Annotated in this window: 18 protein-coding genes; 5 read left to right on the top strand and 13 right to left on the bottom strand. The window is 49.3% G+C overall.

Translation table 11 applies throughout. The features are described 5' to 3' along the window. Window positions 1–103: 103 nt before the first annotated feature. Genes B5D63_RS18225 through B5D63_RS18210 form a run of 4 tightly spaced genes read right to left on the bottom strand, consistent with a single transcriptional unit; the run spans window position 104 to window position 2,837 of the window. A complete protein-coding gene (locus B5D63_RS18225) occupies window positions 104–358 on the bottom strand; it encodes a hypothetical protein (protein ID WP_078670165.1) in 255 nt (84 codons plus the stop codon). 24 nt (window positions 359–382) lie between these two features. Further along, on the bottom strand, window positions 383–646 hold the full coding sequence (locus B5D63_RS18220; RefSeq protein WP_078670164.1) for a hypothetical protein: 264 nt from the start codon (window positions 644–646) through the stop codon (window positions 383–385). 9 nt (window positions 647–655) lie between these two features. After that, window positions 656–2,062 carry a radical SAM protein gene (locus tag B5D63_RS18215; protein WP_078670163.1) on the bottom strand — a complete coding sequence of 469 codons (1,407 nt, stop codon included), beginning with the start codon at window positions 2,060–2,062 and terminating at the stop codon, window positions 656–658. Beyond that, complete coding sequence (locus tag B5D63_RS18210; protein ID WP_078670162.1) at window positions 2,055–2,837, bottom strand: prolipoprotein diacylglyceryl transferase; 783 nt, start codon at window positions 2,835–2,837, stop codon at window positions 2,055–2,057. The genes B5D63_RS18215 and B5D63_RS18210 overlap by 8 nt, the downstream gene beginning before the upstream one ends. A 44-nt stretch (window positions 2,838–2,881) precedes the next feature. On the opposite strand from B5D63_RS18210, the gene B5D63_RS18205 reads away from it, so the two are divergent. Beyond that, window positions 2,882–3,571, top strand: coding sequence for a peptidoglycan DD-metalloendopeptidase family protein (locus B5D63_RS18205; RefSeq protein WP_078670161.1), 690 nt, complete (start codon window positions 2,882–2,884; stop codon window positions 3,569–3,571). A 91-nt stretch (window positions 3,572–3,662) separates the two neighbouring features. Beyond that, the gene (locus tag B5D63_RS18200; RefSeq protein WP_143312961.1) at window positions 3,663–4,526 is read left to right on the top strand and encodes an endonuclease/exonuclease/phosphatase family protein; all 864 of its coding nucleotides are present in this window, start codon (window positions 3,663–3,665) and stop codon (window positions 4,524–4,526) included. 154 nt (window positions 4,527–4,680) lie between these two features. Here the strand turns inward: B5D63_RS18200 and B5D63_RS18195 are convergent, their stop codons facing one another. Next, window positions 4,681–5,436 carry a hypothetical protein gene (locus tag B5D63_RS18195; RefSeq protein ID WP_078670160.1) on the bottom strand — a complete coding sequence of 252 codons (756 nt, stop codon included), beginning with the start codon at window positions 5,434–5,436 and terminating at the stop codon, window positions 4,681–4,683. Between the two features lie 145 nt (window positions 5,437–5,581). Further along, window positions 5,582–6,886 (bottom strand): M28 family peptidase, encoded by a 1,305-nt coding sequence (locus B5D63_RS18190; RefSeq protein WP_078670374.1) that lies wholly within the window; start codon window positions 6,884–6,886, stop codon window positions 5,582–5,584. Between the two features lie 201 nt (window positions 6,887–7,087). On the opposite strand from B5D63_RS18190, the gene ruvB reads away from it, so the two are divergent. Next, window positions 7,088–8,128 (top strand): Holliday junction branch migration DNA helicase RuvB, encoded by a 1,041-nt coding sequence (ruvB, locus tag B5D63_RS18185; protein WP_281354954.1) that lies wholly within the window; start codon window positions 7,088–7,090, stop codon window positions 8,126–8,128. 182 nt (window positions 8,129–8,310) lie between these two features. Here ruvB and B5D63_RS18180 read toward each other — a convergent pair whose 3' ends face one another. From B5D63_RS18180 to B5D63_RS18170, 3 genes are all read right to left on the bottom strand, one after another. Continuing rightward, window positions 8,311–9,015, bottom strand: a complete 705-nt coding sequence (locus tag B5D63_RS18180) for a response regulator transcription factor (RefSeq protein ID WP_078670372.1) — start codon at window positions 9,013–9,015, stop codon at window positions 8,311–8,313. Between the two features lie 122 nt (window positions 9,016–9,137). After that, on the bottom strand, window positions 9,138–9,929 hold the full coding sequence (locus tag B5D63_RS18175) for a DUF3108 domain-containing protein (RefSeq protein WP_078670159.1): 792 nt from the start codon (window positions 9,927–9,929) through the stop codon (window positions 9,138–9,140). A gap of 9 nt (window positions 9,930–9,938) precedes the next feature. Beyond that, the gene (locus B5D63_RS18170) at window positions 9,939–10,883 is read right to left on the bottom strand and encodes a lysylphosphatidylglycerol synthase domain-containing protein (protein WP_159456069.1); all 945 of its coding nucleotides are present in this window, start codon (window positions 10,881–10,883) and stop codon (window positions 9,939–9,941) included. A gap of 76 nt (window positions 10,884–10,959) precedes the next feature. On the opposite strand from B5D63_RS18170, the gene ruvC reads away from it, so the two are divergent. Beyond that, the gene (ruvC, locus tag B5D63_RS18165) at window positions 10,960–11,520 is read left to right on the top strand and encodes a crossover junction endodeoxyribonuclease RuvC (protein ID WP_200817016.1); all 561 of its coding nucleotides are present in this window, start codon (window positions 10,960–10,962) and stop codon (window positions 11,518–11,520) included. A gap of 174 nt (window positions 11,521–11,694) precedes the next feature. Then, window positions 11,695–12,393: a response regulator transcription factor gene (locus tag B5D63_RS18160; RefSeq protein WP_078670371.1), complete on the top strand. Its 699-nt coding sequence runs from the start codon at window positions 11,695–11,697 to the stop codon at window positions 12,391–12,393. Window positions 12,394–12,395: 2 nt separating this feature from the next. Here B5D63_RS18160 and B5D63_RS18155 read toward each other — a convergent pair whose 3' ends face one another. The 4 genes from B5D63_RS18155 to rsmA all read right to left on the bottom strand — a co-directional run bounded on the left by B5D63_RS18155 (window position 12,396) and on the right by rsmA (window position 15,308). Further along, complete coding sequence (locus B5D63_RS18155; protein WP_078670156.1) at window positions 12,396–12,785, bottom strand: HIT family protein; 390 nt, start codon at window positions 12,783–12,785, stop codon at window positions 12,396–12,398. 185 nt (window positions 12,786–12,970) lie between these two features. Then, on the bottom strand, window positions 12,971–13,444 hold the full coding sequence (gene greA, locus B5D63_RS18150; protein WP_078670155.1) for a transcription elongation factor GreA: 474 nt from the start codon (window positions 13,442–13,444) through the stop codon (window positions 12,971–12,973). Window positions 13,445–13,629: 185 nt separating this feature from the next. Beyond that, complete coding sequence (locus B5D63_RS18145; RefSeq protein ID WP_078670154.1) at window positions 13,630–14,559, bottom strand: NAD(P)-dependent oxidoreductase; 930 nt, start codon at window positions 14,557–14,559, stop codon at window positions 13,630–13,632. Further along, window positions 14,556–15,308: a 16S rRNA (adenine(1518)-N(6)/adenine(1519)-N(6))-dimethyltransferase RsmA gene (gene rsmA, locus B5D63_RS18140; protein ID WP_078670370.1), complete on the bottom strand. Its 753-nt coding sequence runs from the start codon at window positions 15,306–15,308 to the stop codon at window positions 14,556–14,558. Before rsmA ends, B5D63_RS18145 begins: the two co-directional genes overlap by 4 nt. Window positions 15,309–15,331: the final 23 nt, after the last annotated feature.

Raw genomic sequence — 15,331 nt, 5'->3', positions numbered from 1 at the left:
TGATGTTGTGAATAAAAAAGCGAAGACCAGAGCGACTTTATTTGTCTGCTTTGGTCTTCGTTTTTATCTGACTGAAATCAAAAAATCGTACATCAAAAAATCCCTAAATCAAGATGATCCACCCGGTAATAAACGCCGCCAGCATGATCAGAAACCCGGACAGCAACAACGCCAGCCCCTCCTCCCTGTCCTCCGCTATCAGCAGCATAACGCCTACGATACCATAGGCCACGACCAGCATTCCCAGCAGGATGCCCGCCGTATCCAGGTTATCACCCTTGCCGGCAGCCAGTGCAATAAAAAAAATCAGCAGCGGGACTGCTGTAAGATAAGCCGTCATCCACCTGAAGTTGCGCATAAGCATGATTTTAAACGGCTACCCCTACATCGAGGCGAGAATGATACCACAGGTGGACAAGCCCACCACCAGCATCACGCCGGAAGCCAGTACCAACGCTTTGCCTGTTTCTGCATATTCCCTGGAGAAAATCGCCAGCAGACACCCGATCACCAGGTAGGCCGGCATAAGGAACATTAACATCAAACCAGCGCTCATAATTCCCTCTTCACCACCCGCCAGCATTGCCAATCCCAGTACCAGCGGCACCCCCAGCAACCACAAAAGTTTACTAACAAAAGGTTTCATATACGATGTTTATAGCTGAACAGATGCTCTTTCTTCCTGCAGTGTCTTGAGATATTCCTCTTTATCATCCCGGTAAAACAGGTTCATCGTTTCAAACGGAATGATCCTGCCGTCTTTATGTACAATATGTACGCAGGATTTTTTGATAGCGCGCACATCGAAGTCATAGGCATCAATAAACCGCATGATCACGATCCGGAAAAGGTTATTGTAATCCAGCCCCGGCGCCTGTATCTGTGGCAGGCAACATAACAGCGATTGCATATCACAAACCGCCGCATCTGTGGAAATACCGGTGCTGAATATTTTTAATACATGCTGGTGCAGCTTTTCATCCTGTTCATATACTATGGTGTTTTTACTGTTGTTCAGCAGCACCGCCGGGTCTACGAAACGTGTGAGTGGAAACACTTTGCCGTCAATCTTCAGCACATACGCCATGGCCAGCGCATCCGGGTTACAAGGCACCGGGATGATATCATGAGCATTGAAGATGGGTGACTGTTCCAGTATGCGCTGACGTACTTCCGTTAACGTTATACGGTCAGTGGCCGGATCAAAATCATCTGTGCGGCCGGCCACCTGTACCGGCTGGAAGGTAACGCCCCTGACACAGGGTTGTTGCAGCGCATACTCAATGATACTGCCGATCTCATCCTCATTGATGCCGCGCTGTAAGGTCACCACCAGCGTTGTGCTGAGGTTTACCTCGTTCAGGTTCTCCAGCGCCTGTTTCCGGGTGTCCGTAAGATCCTTTCCCCGCATACGTTCCAGCGATTCCGGCCGGAAAGAATCGAACTGCAGGTATACTTCAAAATCGGGCATGTAGGTCGCCAGCCGGGCGGTAAACTCCTTGTCCTTCGCAATGCGGACACCGTTGGTGTTGATCATCAGGTGACGGATAGGCTTCTTTTTGGCGATGTCCAGTATCTCGAAGAACTGCGGATGTATCGTTGGTTCGCCACCGCTGAGCTGCACTACGTCGGGCTGTCCTTCATTGGCAACAATGATATCCAGCATCTGCTCTATCTCTTCCAGTGTACGATGACGGCCGTAATGCGGCGAAGACATTGCGTAGCAGGTAGGGCAGGTAAGATTACACCGGTCCGTTACTTCAATCACCGAAAGACAGGAGTGCTGTTCATGGTCCTGACAAAGGCCACAATCATACGGGCAGCCGTAATGTGTGCGCGTATTGGTTTTCAGTGGCGCTTCCGATGGTTTGTTATAATTGCGGGTATTTTTATAATAGTCGATGTCCGTGGCGATGAGCACTTTCTCCCTGCCGTGGGTAGGACAGGTTTTCACCATAAATACTTTGTCGTCCTCAAAGATCACTTTCGCGTCTACACGCCGCAGACAGGTGCTACAGATACTGACCGTAAAGTCGTAATACGTGTAATTTTTCTCAGGCATATTGTTTCTCAATTAATCGTGATGGGGAAATAATAACAGGTGCATAATATATCAGTCCGGCCAGACAGGCCAGTTGTATAGAGCCAAGACCAAAACCGAACCGGTAACCGGGTTTGATAAAATCCAGCGTAAAGCGGAACAACAGGTACCCGATCATGAATAGTTGAAAACGGGCGCCGCTGACCAGCGCATAACGCCGGCTTATCATGCGCAGCAACTGCCATAGCAGCAACAGGAAAACAATTTCATATAGCGACACAGGGTGCCGCAGCAGGCCATCTCCCAGGTTCATCCCCCAGGGCAGCGTAGTAGACACCCCGTAGGTTTCTTCGTACACGCCCATGCTGAAACAGCCGATACGGCCTATCATCATCGCCAGTATGAGCGGGTAGGTAAACAGATCGCCGGTTGACTGCCGCTCTCCTACTGCTTTTTTGACGGTTTCCACCCCTATCAGGCCGCCCAGCAGGCCCCCCACAATAGTTTTATTCTGGTAGATGTATAACAGGGGGTTGTCGGCATGCAACAGTCCGGGAGGGTTTTCCAGCGCTCCCAGCAAGCGGCTGCCCAGCAAAGCGCCGAAGGTAGCCCCGATAATAGACCAGATACGATTGTTACTGTCTACCCGGTCGCCCTGGCGCCGGCGCAGAAAAAGGAAATAACGGAAACCGATAAACATACCCAACGTCTCCGTTATCGCGTGCAACGGAAGATGAAGAGAACCAACAGACACATAGACAGGATACACCACGGGGTAACTGATTATTTTATACACAAATTAATATTTATATTTAGATGTACAGTTTAAGCTGACAAAATATGTTACAGGAGGTACTCAAACAACACCAATCCACCTTCCAACCGGTGATCACGCTGCTTCATCCCGACGAACAGCTGCTGGTCATGGATTTTACTGCCAACAATACAACGCTTACCAAGCCAATCCTGAATAATATAGACCGGTTTTGTTCCTATATCACCCATACCCTCGCCGACAGCGGATGCCGGCTGGGCATAGGCGGATACAACGAGCATCGCACTATCTATGCTGTCAGTCCCCATTTTGATGCCGGCGAAGAACCGCGCCGGCTGCACCTGGGTATCGATGTATGGGGCCTTGCCGAAACGCCGGTGTCGGCACCACTTAATGGTCATGTGCACAGCTTCCGCTTCAACGACGATTTCGGGGATTATGGCGCTACTATTATTCTCCAGCATCAGCTGGATGGCTATACGTTCCATACTTTATACGGTCATCTGAGTATCTCCAACCTGCAGGGACTTTATGAGAGAATGCCTATCGCCGCCGGGCAGCCGTTCGCGTGGTTTGGTACCCCTTCAGAAAATGGCGGCTGGCCGCCGCATCTTCATTTCCAGGTGATCATTGACATGATGCACTACCGGGGTGACTATCCCGGGGTGTGCCGCTACAGTGAGCGCGATAAATACCTGCAGAACTGCCCCGATCCGGACCTTATCCTGCAGCTCAACCGGAACACCCACGGTTAAGCCGTCTACAGCACTAAAAACTGCCATCCATCCTTCGCGACTTGACATAAAGCAGCGCGATTGATATTTTTACCGGCTAAACAGATACAATATGAGAAACATATGGCTGACAGGCTTATTGTGCCTGCTCATGGGCGCAGCGATGGCACAGACGCCGCTGCAGGTGATGACCTTCAACATCCGGCTGAACACCAACAGCGACAGTCTGAATGCATGGCCCTACCGGAAAGAGAAAGTGGCATCAGAGGTATTGTTTCATCAGGCGAATACGCTCGGAGTACAGGAAGCGCTGTTCGATCAGATGGAAGACCTGCGCCGCTTACTGCCAGGGTACAAATCTATTGGCGGCGGCCGTGAAGACGGAAAAAACAAGGGAGAGTTCTCTGCTATTTTCTATGATACCAGCCGGCTGCAGTTACTCAAATCAGCCACTTTCTGGTTATCAGAAACACCGGACGTTCCCGGCAGCAAAGGGTGGGACGCTGCCATCACCCGTATTGTCACATGGGGGCAGTTCAGGGATAAACAAACCAGAAAAATATTCTATCATTTCAATACCCACTTTGATCACATGGGTAAAGTGGCGCGCCGGGAAAGCGCCCGTTTCCTATTGCAGCAGGTGCATAAAATTGCCGGCAATACACCCGCCATTATCACCGGTGATTTCAATGCCACGCCGGATGATGAACCGATACAGGTGGTGATGAACACCGGCGACCCGCTGCATTTCACCGATAGCAAAAGCATCAGCACTACGCCGCATTATGGCCCTACCGGGACGTTCAACGGGTGGCATGCTGCTGAAGTGGATGATCAGCCGATCGACTATATTTTTCTGAAAGGGAAATTTAAAGTATTGCAGCATGCTTCCATATCGCAGACATGGGGCGGCCGCTTTGCTTCCGATCACTTCGCCGTATTGGCACGGGTGGTGCTCGCAGAGAATGCAAAGTGAGCAAAGAAACAAAGAAAATAAGCGTACAAAGAATTAGAGGATAAGCAAGCAAAATAGTTAAGCAAGGAACGAAGATTAGTTGTAATCTTCGTTCCTTTTTCTTTGCGCTTATATAAACTTTGCGCTCTTTGCTCACTTAGCGTCTTTGCGAGACTCAATCGTGGGTGTGTTCAACGCTCATGCTGTTTTCCAGCGCGTCAACTACCTTATTATGCAGGTTTCCATTGATGTCTACACTGATTTTAAGTTTGCCGTTGGCAAAGGAACCGGTAAAGTCACCCACCTGCAGCTTGGTCAGGATCAGGTCCATAGAGATCTTGAGAGAGCCTTTCCAGTCGATTTTTTTGTCGGTAACGACTACATCTTTGCCGTGTGCCTGCAATTCGATCACACCAGACAGCAGGATTTCCATCGGGATCTTTTTACCATCCCAGGTCAGGAATCCTATCAATCTTACCGCAGGATCTTTTTTATCTCCTTCTACTCTGGCATACACTTTCACCTGCTGATAGGTGCCCAGCGGAATTTTGATGGCGCCCAGCTGCGCAGGGATCTGTTTCAGATCGATCTGCCGGTCTGTTCTTAATCTGAATTCCAGTTGATCTTTACCGCGTTTGGCATCAAAGCGGATTTCCCGTAAGCGGGCAGTGGCGGTATCCCATGTAATGTCAAAACCACCGGAGCTCTTAGCCATAGCGGCATTGCCGGTAATGGCAGACAGACGGCCCGCAGCATCGGGTGATAAAGTGTACGTTGGATTTACCGCAGCGATTTCGTAGTTGATAGCTGTTGAGTCCTTCACATCAGCGGGGGTTTGCTGATCAGGTCCCGACATATCTTTTGAACACGATGCGAGCATCATGGTTGCGATGCCAAGCGCACCGCAGAATTGTAGGATTCCGGTTTTCATATTGATATGGTTTTAAATGACTACTCGGGGAAATATTGGCCATAAAAATAAACAAGAAATTCGAAAAAAGAACTGATACTGTATTAATTAAAAATAAAAAATCCGGTTGAGCTCACTCAACCGGATGAATATATGATGACCGCCCCTATTGGGAAACAGGTGTTATACGTGTAGGCGTTGACGTTCCATTCACGATGGTACCGGAACTAACGGCAATCGCTTTAATGATGTCTGTAATATTCTTCACATCCAGTGTAGACACTTCATCTTTTACCGTATGATAAAATTTGTCTTTATCAATTTGTGTGGTAGAGATCGTATGTGCCGGAACGCCTACCTTGGCCAGGTTGGCGTTATCGGACCGATAAAACAGGTTTTGTTCAGGATAGGGATCGGGGTAAAAACGGAAGGCAGACCTCTCCAGGTTTTTTTGCAGGATAGTACCGAAGTCAGATTTTTCAAAGCCCGTGATGAACGCACTGTTCTTACCAAATTTGGATTCCTTACCGATCATTTCGATGTTGAACATCGCCACTACTTTGGCAGGGTCCATTTGTCCGGAGAAATAAGAGGAACCGTAACCACCCATCTCTTCTGCGGTGAAGGCCACAAAAATCAGGGAACGCGCAGGGCGTTTCTTCTTGAAATAATTTGCCAGCATAATGACTGCGGTCGTACCGGAAGCATCGTCATCTGCGCCATTGGCAATGCTGTCACCGGCTTCAGCGGGTAAAATGCCCAGATGATCGTAGTGACCGGAATAGATCACATATTCATCCGGTTTGGCAGCGCCTTTGATCATGCCGGCCACGTTAGTGAACGCCTGCGTCCGGATGCTGCGCGTTTGTTCTACAGACCAGGTGTCCTGTGCTGTCACCGGTTCCTTTTCCAGCACCAGGATCATTTGCCATTTGGCCGTATCTGCGGGCACCTCGGCTTCTTTGGCATACATGCGGTTGGAGATGGAGCCTTCCAGGTTGGCGAGGTAACCACTCAACGCCGGCGCCATCCATACCACGATGTTCCGGGTCATGGATTTACGTTTTCCCAGCGCAGCGCGCAATTCATCTGCATTGGCCACATGCAGCTCTGTACAGCTGGCGGTGTCCCTGCGCAGCTCCACATGCCGCGATGCGCCTACTGCCACTACCGGCCAGTCTTTCGCAGTACCGTTGACAATCATGCTGGTGGCGGTGGTATGCAGCCCGTAGTAATTGAAACTTTGCAGGTAGGTTGTTTCTCCTGGCAGCGGCAGCAAGCCGGCCTTTTTAAATTCAGCGCTGATAAAGGCAGCGGCTTTGTCGGAGCCGGGCGTACCGGACTGCCGGCCCTGCATATCATCAGCAGCCAGTGTGTTAATGATACGGGCGACTTCTTTCTGCGGTATCTGTTGACTGTAACCGGTGGTGAGCATGCACCCCGCAGCGAGCGATAAGATCAGTCTTTTCATGAGCGGTTTGATGGGTTGTATTTCGTTCTGGTTGTTGTTTGGACCCAACGGCAGCTATTGCCGTCAGACCTGTAAGATAACATCATCTGTGTTAATTGACTGCAATGCTACCACTTTTCCGGCGGGATAGATTAACATCTTTGTAGGATAGCGGGAACGCACATGAATATCCGGTCACCGGCTGGATATAATTTGGTATTTTTGGTCAGTATTATGTCCAATCCGCATTTAAGACCAGAAGAGACTAAGCTCAGCGCCGCTGAGAAAGAGTTTGAGAACAGTATCCGGCCCAGGGAAATCATGGATTTTTCTGGACAGGAGCAGATCATCGAAAACCTGAAGATATTTATCAAAGCCGCCAAGATGCGGGGGGAAGCGCTGGACCATGTTTTGTTCCATGGCCCTCCGGGCCTGGGGAAAACCACGCTGTCGCGCATTGTGGCCAATGAGCTGGGGGTAAATATCCGGGAGACTTCCGGACCGGTGATTGAGAAACCCGGCGATCTGGCGGGGCTGCTGACCAACCTGGAAGACAAGGATGTGCTGTTCATCGACGAGATACACCGCCTGAGCACTGTGGTGGAGGAATACCTGTATTCCGCCATGGAAGATTACCGCATAGATATTATGATCGACAGCGGGCCTAATGCCCGTTCCATACAGATCAACCTGCATCCTTTCACGCTGATCGGGGCCACCACCCGTTCGGGGTTGCTGACGGCTCCCCTGTTGTCCCGTTTCGGCATCAAGTCGAGGATGGAATACTACAATGCCGCCACACTGCAGAAAATCATCTGGCGGGCAGCCGGGCTGCTGGGCACCAAGATCACTTCCGACGCCGCCGCTGAGATTGCCCGCCGTTCCCGGGGCACCCCGCGTATTGCCAACGGACTGTTGCGCCGGGTGCGCGACTTTGCCATGGTGATCGGCAACGGTGTCATTGACCTTGAGATAGCGCAGCTAAGCCTCAAAGCCCTCAACGTGGATGAATACGGCCTCGACGAGATGGACAACCGCATCCTGCAGGTGATCATCGAGAACTTTAAAGGCGGACCGGTAGGCATCACTACCATTGCCACCGCAGTGGGGGAAGAAGCCGGTACCCTGGAGGAAGTATATGAGCCGTTCCTCATACAGGAAGGTTTTATCAAGCGGACGCCCCGCGGCCGTGAGGTAACGGAAAAAGCCTATGTGCACCTGGGGAAAACGCCGTTCCGCGGCGGAAGCAACCTTCTCTTCTGATGGTGATGGCCATGATTTTTGCTGATTTCGCCGATTTTTTCGAGCACCGTAGCAATTGATAAGAATTTGATTAACAAGAAGCGCCCCCATTGAGAAGATTCAATGGGGGCGCTTTTTATATCAAATCATGTTGTTCGCTGCAATCTTTGACAAATCAGCGAAATCAGCAAAAGTCCTGGTCATCACAGCTCCTTCACAACCAGCCGGAAGCCGTTACCATGGATATTTACGATTTCGATGTTCGGATCATCTTTCAGGTATTTGCGGAGTTTGGCGATATATACGTCCATACTGCGGCCATTGAAGTAGGTATCGCTGCCCCATATCTTTTTCAGAGCCAGTTCCCTTGGCAGGAGGTCGTTTTTATGTTCGCAGAGCATGTGCAGCAGTTCGTTCTCTTTAGGGGAGAGCGTGTGGCTGTCGCCATTGTGTGCAAGGGTACGCAGGCGGGAATTAAAAGCATAGGAGCCGATCTGGAACTCGTGTTGTTCCTCTTCCTTGCTGTTCAGTTCCTGGTTGCGCTTCAGGATGGCTTTGATCTTGAGCAGCAGCAGTTCGCTGTCGAACGGCTTGGAGATATAGTCGTCCGCGCCCAGTTTATAGCCCTGGATGATATCTTCCTTCATGGTTTTGGCAGAGAGGAAAAACAGGGGGATATCGGGGTCTACGTCCCGGATTTCTTCCGCCAGTTTAAAGCCGTCCATATTGGGCATCATAATGTCCAGCAGGCAGATATCGAATTTCTCGCGGCGGAAGGCAGCCAGCGCCAGGATGCCGTCGCGGCATAATTCCACATCGTAGTCATTCAGTTCGAGGTAGTTTTTAAGTACCATGCCCAGGTTGGTATCATCTTCCGCCAGTAATATTTTCGGTTTGCGTTCTTCCATAATCATAAAGGGTTGATTATAACAAATATAAAGTTTTTCTACGGCACGTAAGGTCGGTAAAATTTGGACGGGTGCACCCCAAAGAATTGTTAAATCTATTCATTTTCAGGGCGGTAAATATTTTATCGTTGTTTTATCAACGAAGTGAAGGGGTGGCGGAGGTTGCTGTAGTTCACCATGTCTACAATAATGTTGCCTACGGAGATGGGGCTTTCCACCCGCAGCGGCACTTTATTGGCGTCGTCGCTTACCCAGACGGTCATCTTCTCTCCTCCTTCAAAGATGGTGCCTTTGATCAGCAGTGGTTTGAATTTGATGGCCCTGAATTTACCGAAGCGGGTATTGACTTCTTCTTTGCCGAGGTACCGGATATAGATATTATACACCTGGTCGTCCAGGAACATGGCGAAGGGTATTTTGTCGCCTTCCTGGTAGCGGGAGAAGTCGATATTCCGGGCGTAGTAGATAGAGCTGATCACGTCCTGTACGCAGGGGGGCACCGTAAAGGTGCCATTGGTGCTGATGGCCTGATGGGCCGCCTGGTTAAACACCACGTTGTTATAGATTTTATATCCGCCTTCGTTCACGTTGCGAAGAAACTTCAGTGGCTGCATGGTAGCAGTGTCCAGCCAGGTTTCGTATTTATCGCGCACTTTAAAGATCCAGTCGTAAGCGCGGAAGGTGCGGCCGTCGCCGGTGATATGGTACACGTCGCGGTTGGCGAAACGTTCGAGGGCTACGGTAAAAACGGCCTCACCGGCCCCCACATACATTTTACCGAGGTTATACATCACTTTGAGGGTGATACTTTCTCCGACGTTGAAGCTGGAATTACGGATGGAACAGAAGTCATTTTGCGCATGAGCGGGGGTTACACAGGCAAAGCATAAGAAGATAAGCAGAAGATACCTCATTGCTGGAAGCTATTTGTCCTTAAAAATTTTTACACCGAGGAGCAGCACACTTCCAATCACTGCCGGTAGACAAAGGTTGATTAACCAGATACCCCCCGTGGCTGCTATAATAACGGCTGTATTGGTACTGAGCAGTCCGAGGAAATAGATACTGACTTTCCCGCGGATTCCAAGTTCTGCGATGGCGATGGTCGGCACCACGGCCATAACAAGGTAGATAACGCTATTCAGCAGGAAGGCCTGCCACCACAAAAACTCCAGCCCCAGCGCGTCCAACAAAATCAAATACTGTGCCGAGAAGACCACGTACCGCAGGGCCGAAAGCAGCAACAGGTAACGTAAATCACCGGCAGAATAGCGCACTATAATCTGTACAAAGACCTTTGCTTTTCGCAGGAACCTGACTTTTTCAAATACGGCCAGAATAATCTGTAGCCGAAAATATAACAATATCGTCAGCACACAAATTACCAGGAGGATACCAAACACGATTTTCTCCCAAAAGTTCGGGGGAAAATAGCTGTTTTCCTTTACCAGCGCAAAATTATTGAGATAGTAGAGCATGCCTATTAACCCAAAAATAACAGTCACGATCAGCTGGCTGAAGCTACCTACAATGGTGGCGGCAATCGCTTTGAGTTTGTTATGGTTCTTCAGGTAAAGCACCCGGCCACCGTATTCGCCTATACGATTAGGGGTATTAATGGAGAAGGACACGCCGGAAAGAATGGCGCTGAAAGCCCTTCCGAAGGAGATGGGTTCCAGCGGGCGGACGAGCTTCTGCCATTTTTTGGCTTCCAGTCCCCAGTTAAAAAACATCAGTACCAATACCAGTACTAACCCTACCCAGCCTTTCTCCTGCAGTGTTCTGTTCATCTGCGCGAGCGACTGCTCCAGGTTTTCGCGGTGGGTCAACTGGCTGTAGATGGAGTACGCCAGCCATGTAAAAAGCACTGCTCCTAATAAGTAATTGAGAAATATTTTGGTACTTTTGTTCAGATATCAAGATTTTTGCAAAAATATACTGTGGTTGGCAAACAAGGCAAAAATAATTCTAGGCATTGACCCCGGCACCCTGGTTATGGGGTATGGACTGATCCACGTGGAAGGAAAAAAAGCCAGTCTGATTGCGATGGATGTCCTGAAATTATCCCGGACCAAGGACCATTACGAACGCTTACAACTGATTCACTCCCGCATACATGAATTGATCCAGGAGTTTAAACCAACTTGTTTCGCCATTGAAGCACCCTTCTTCGGGAAGAACGTACAGAGTATGCTGAAACTGGGCAGGGCACAGGGTGTGGCTATCGCCACCGCCATGCATGCCGGTTTACCCGTAACAGAGTATTCTCCCAAAAAAGTAAAGCAGTCGGTTACCGGCAATGGCAACGCTGACAAGGAGCAGGTGTGGCTGATGCTGCAACGCATTCTCAGTATCGGTGAACAGCCCGATTACTTCGATGCAACGGACGCCCTGGCCGTGGCAGTCTGCCACTTCTATCAGGAAAGCAGCCCCCTGGCCGCTGTAAGCAAGGCGAAAGGATGGGAACAGTTTTTGCAAAAACACCCCGAACGGATTTCCAGGTAGCGAAAAGGTTATTTCATAAATTCGTAAAATGTAGTTACTTTGTTTGAAATTGTTCATCCTGAACCAAAGGCTAACCCGGCAAGGCCGGAAATTTAGCATCACTATGAAAAATGACCATCATTTGTTAAGCATGAATTGCGCAACAAGCTTTTTATTAATCAGCATCAGGCAAATATGAAAGCAAGAATCCTATTGGTGGAAGATGATGAATATATTGGTGCAGTTACAAAGAAGCGGTTGGAAGAAGCGGGCTACGATGTTGTGCACAGTATAGACGGCCAGGCCGCGTGGGAACAGTTCCAGTTACGCACTTTCGATATTTGTTTGCTCGACGTGGTAATGCCCAAAAAAGACGGCCTCACGCTGGCGCAACAGATCCGCACGGTTAATGACCACATTCCTATTCTCTTCCTGACCTCCAAAAACGAAAAAGAAGACCGCATCGCCGGCCTCCGGACCGGAGCTGATGACTATATCAGCAAACCTTTCAGCATGCAGGAACTGATCCTGCGCATAGAAGTGTTCCTGAAAAGGACCAGAAGCCAGATCGCCAAAAGAAGCACCACTTTCGCTATCGGCAAACTGATGTTTGATTATGAAGACCTCCGCCTCTACAACGAAACCGGAGAAATCTCCATTTCCCTTACCCAGAAAGAAGCCGAACTGCTCAGATACCTGTGCGAAAACCCCAACAAAACATTGAAAAGGGAAGATATCCTTTCTCACGTATGGGGTAAAGACGACTACTTCCTGGGCCGGAGCATGGATGTTTTTGTGACCAAACTCAGAAAACACTTCAAGTCAGATCCACATGTAAAACTGGAAACACTGCACGGTGTCGGTTTCCGGTTCAATATCCCTGTGAAGTCATAATACTACAGCTGCGCTACTATCTGTTCCTGGATCGCCTTAAATTCTTCCGCTGACAGTTTCAGCTTGCCGCGCGAAAAATCCATGTCTTGCACGGAATTAATCGGAATCAGGTGTATGTGCGCATGGGGCACTTCCAGCCCTACCACGCTCACCCCCACCCGGTTGCACGGTACTACCTGCTCAATAGCCTTCGCAATAGGCTTGGCAAATACCAACCACTCCCTCAATAAATCATCCGATACGTCAAAAAATTTGTCCGTTTCCACTTTGGGAATCACCAGCGTATGCCCTTTCATCAACGGGAAAATGTCCAAAAAAGCGTAAAAATGCTCGTTTTCTGCAATTTTGTAACTGGGTATCTCTCCTTTGATGATCTTAGTGAAGATTGTCATATTTGGTTATTTTATTATTTTATTGTTTGATGATCTGGTTATTTGACAGGCCCCTATCGGATCCTTAAAATAACAAAATCCTGCATCCCCCAATATCAAAATAACAAAATAACAAAATAACAAAATGAAAAAGGGGCTGCATCGCTGCAACCCCTTCCATATTGTGAAACAGCATCATCCGGGGATCATACTGAAATACTGTCAATCTTAAACTTAATCACTCCATTGGGCGCCTGCACATCCGCCACATCTCCCACCTGTTTACCCAGCAAGCCTTTCCCGATCGGGGAAGTCACCGAGATCTTGCCCGCCTTCAGGTCCGCTTCCGTCTCTGAAACGAGTTGATAAGTCACGGTTTTCTTGTTGGCCATATTGGTAATGGTCACCTTACATAAAATAGACACTTTGGATGTATCGATGGCATCTGCGCTGACAATACGGGAAGTAGCAATCGCTGCTTCCAGCGTCGCGATTTTAGCCTCATGTATTCCCTGCGCTTCTTTGGCGGCATCATATTCGGCATTTTCCTTCAAGTCCCCTTTCTCACGTGCCTCAGAAATAGCACGGGCAATCTCAGCACGACCTTTCGTTTTAAGAATGGTGAGTTCGTTCATCATTTGATCCAGGGTCTCTTTCGTAACGTAGTTTATGCCAGACATAACCTGCTTGTTTTTTATGGTTATAAGAAAAAAAAATCAACGCCTCCATTTGCACAGAAGCGTTGTTTACGGGTGTTATTGCAAATATAATAAATTTCGGGTAAAGAAAAAAAAGCGCCCTCCCGAATTAAATCAATTGAAAATCAACAATTTAATTCAGGATACAGGACCCGGGGACAAGGACCCTACAGGATATTCAGCTTCTCCAGCACGATGCGCGCCATCTTAATGCTCGCCTCGTGGGAATAACCAGCTATATGTGGCGTCACCACTACATTCCGGGCATTCAGCAGCCAATTCAGCTGCTCTTTTTCGGCCGGTGTATAGGTGTTCAGTTTTTCATTCTCCAACACATCAAGACAGGCGCCGCCGATGATGCCCTGCTGCAAAGCCGCAATGATATCGGTATTGTTCACCAGCTTGCCCCTCGCCGTATTCATAAACCAAACGGGTTTATTAAACGACTGGAAGAAAGCCATATTGGCGATATGCAACGTCTCTTCCGTCAGCGGCAGATGCAGGCTCACCACATCGGCATTGGTGAAGATATCGGTCAGACTGGCCTCTTTTACGTCAGCCGTACCGAAGCCTTTCTTGTATTTGTCATACGCCAGGATGTTCACATCAAAACCTTTGAGCTTACGGGCGAAACTGCTGCCGGTATGACCATAACCGATGATACCCACCGTTCTGCCATTCAGCTCATAGCCCCGGTTGCCGTCGCGCTCCCAGATACCTTCCCTCAGCTCCAGGTTGCTGCGCAGGATATTGTTGACCAGGCAGAGCAACATGCCCACCGCCTGTTCGCCTACGGCATCCATATTCCCTTCAGGGCTGCTGACGCAATGAATGCCCTTGCTTTCTGCATAAGGCACATCTATCAGTTCCATCCCGGAACCCAGCCGGCCTATCCATTGCAGCTGCCGGGCGTTGTCAATAATATTTTTGTCTACCCGGATACGGGTGGTAACGATCAACCCCACACAATCGGCAATAGCGCTATGGACCCCGTCGTAAGTAATGGATGGCTCGTACACCACCTCAAAGCCTTTGTTCTTCAGCTGGTCCGTCAAATATGGATGTACCCTGGCGGTAATTAATACTTTTCTGCTCATATCATCTTATGGGATAATGCTGCAAATTCAGCAACAGTCAATTCTTCAGCCCTTTTCGTAAAAATCGGGTCCTGCAAAGTTTCCTTGTCAAACAAGGGTTTCAGGGGATTACGGAGCTGCTTCCGGCGCTGGTTGAACGCTGTTTTCACCAGTACGGTAAACTTCCGCTCGGAAGCGATATCCGCCGGCTGCTCCAGCCTCGTGAGCCGGATCACGGCTGATTTCACCTTCGGTGGCGGATTAAAGCAGTTCTCATGCACCTCAAAAAGATACTCCACCTTATAAAAAGCCTGTAACAGCACACTCAGGATACCGTACTCCTTGCTCTTGTGGGCAGAAGCGATCCGCACAGCCACTTCTTTCTGGAACATGCCTACCGCCACATCCACCTGCTCCCGCCACTCCAGCAGCCGGAACATGATCTGTGTAGAAATGTTGTACGGAAAATTACCGATGAGCCGGAACTGGCCGGCGAAAGGAGGGGCGGTATCAAGAATGCTCTCGTTGATCAGCTTGCCCTGGATGGCAGGATACGTTTTCTCCAGGTATTCCACCTTCTCCTTGTCCAGCTCCACCGCCTTGAAATCAATGCCCGGCAGCTGCAACAGGTATTTGGTGATGGCCCCGCCGCCAGGACCCACTTCCAGCACTTGCTGGCCTTCTATTACAGGTAAGGACTCCACAATTCTCCTGCACATGTTCTCATCTGTGAGGAAATGCTGGCCCAGTGATTTTTTTAATGTATACATGCGTGGCTGCAAAGATAAGCCGG

Origin of the sequence: Chitinophaga eiseniae, assembly GCF_900167135.1 — a bacterium.
Lineage (GTDB): Bacteria > Bacteroidota > Bacteroidia > Chitinophagales > Chitinophagaceae > Chitinophaga > Chitinophaga eiseniae.
Note: the sequence above shows the minus strand (reverse complement) of the source record. Positions and strands in the feature narration are given on the sequence as shown.

Excerpts from the sequence above, each read along its gene's own strand:
- B5D63_RS18225 (WP_078670165.1), bottom strand. The coding sequence starts at position 358 with ATGCGCAACTTCAGGTGGATGACGGCTTATCTTACAGCAGTCCCGCTG.
- B5D63_RS18220 (WP_078670164.1), bottom strand. The coding sequence starts at position 646 with ATGAAACCTTTTGTTAGTAAACTTTTGTGGTTGCTGGGGGTGCCGCTG.
- B5D63_RS18215 (WP_078670163.1), bottom strand. The coding sequence starts at position 2,062 with ATGCCTGAGAAAAATTACACGTATTACGACTTTACGGTCAGTATCTGT.
- B5D63_RS18205 (WP_078670161.1), top strand. The coding sequence starts at position 2,882 with ATGTTACAGGAGGTACTCAAACAACACCAATCCACCTTCCAACCGGTG.
- B5D63_RS18200 (WP_143312961.1), top strand. The coding sequence starts at position 3,663 with ATGAGAAACATATGGCTGACAGGCTTATTGTGCCTGCTCATGGGCGCA.
- B5D63_RS18195 (WP_078670160.1), bottom strand. The coding sequence starts at position 5,436 with ATGAAAACCGGAATCCTACAATTCTGCGGTGCGCTTGGCATCGCAACC.
- B5D63_RS18190 (WP_078670374.1), bottom strand. The coding sequence starts at position 6,886 with ATGAAAAGACTGATCTTATCGCTCGCTGCGGGGTGCATGCTCACCACC.
- B5D63_RS18180 (WP_078670372.1), bottom strand. The coding sequence starts at position 9,015 with ATGGAAGAACGCAAACCGAAAATATTACTGGCGGAAGATGATACCAAC.
- B5D63_RS18175 (WP_078670159.1), bottom strand. The coding sequence starts at position 9,929 with ATGAGGTATCTTCTGCTTATCTTCTTATGCTTTGCCTGTGTAACCCCC.
- B5D63_RS18160 (WP_078670371.1), top strand. The coding sequence starts at position 11,695 with ATGAAAGCAAGAATCCTATTGGTGGAAGATGATGAATATATTGGTGCA.
- B5D63_RS18155 (WP_078670156.1), bottom strand. The coding sequence starts at position 12,785 with ATGACAATCTTCACTAAGATCATCAAAGGAGAGATACCCAGTTACAAA.
- greA (WP_078670155.1), bottom strand. The coding sequence starts at position 13,444 with ATGTCTGGCATAAACTACGTTACGAAAGAGACCCTGGATCAAATGATG.
- B5D63_RS18145 (WP_078670154.1), bottom strand. The coding sequence starts at position 14,559 with ATGAGCAGAAAAGTATTAATTACCGCCAGGGTACATCCATATTTGACG.
- rsmA (WP_078670370.1), bottom strand. The coding sequence starts at position 15,308 with ATGTATACATTAAAAAAATCACTGGGCCAGCATTTCCTCACAGATGAG.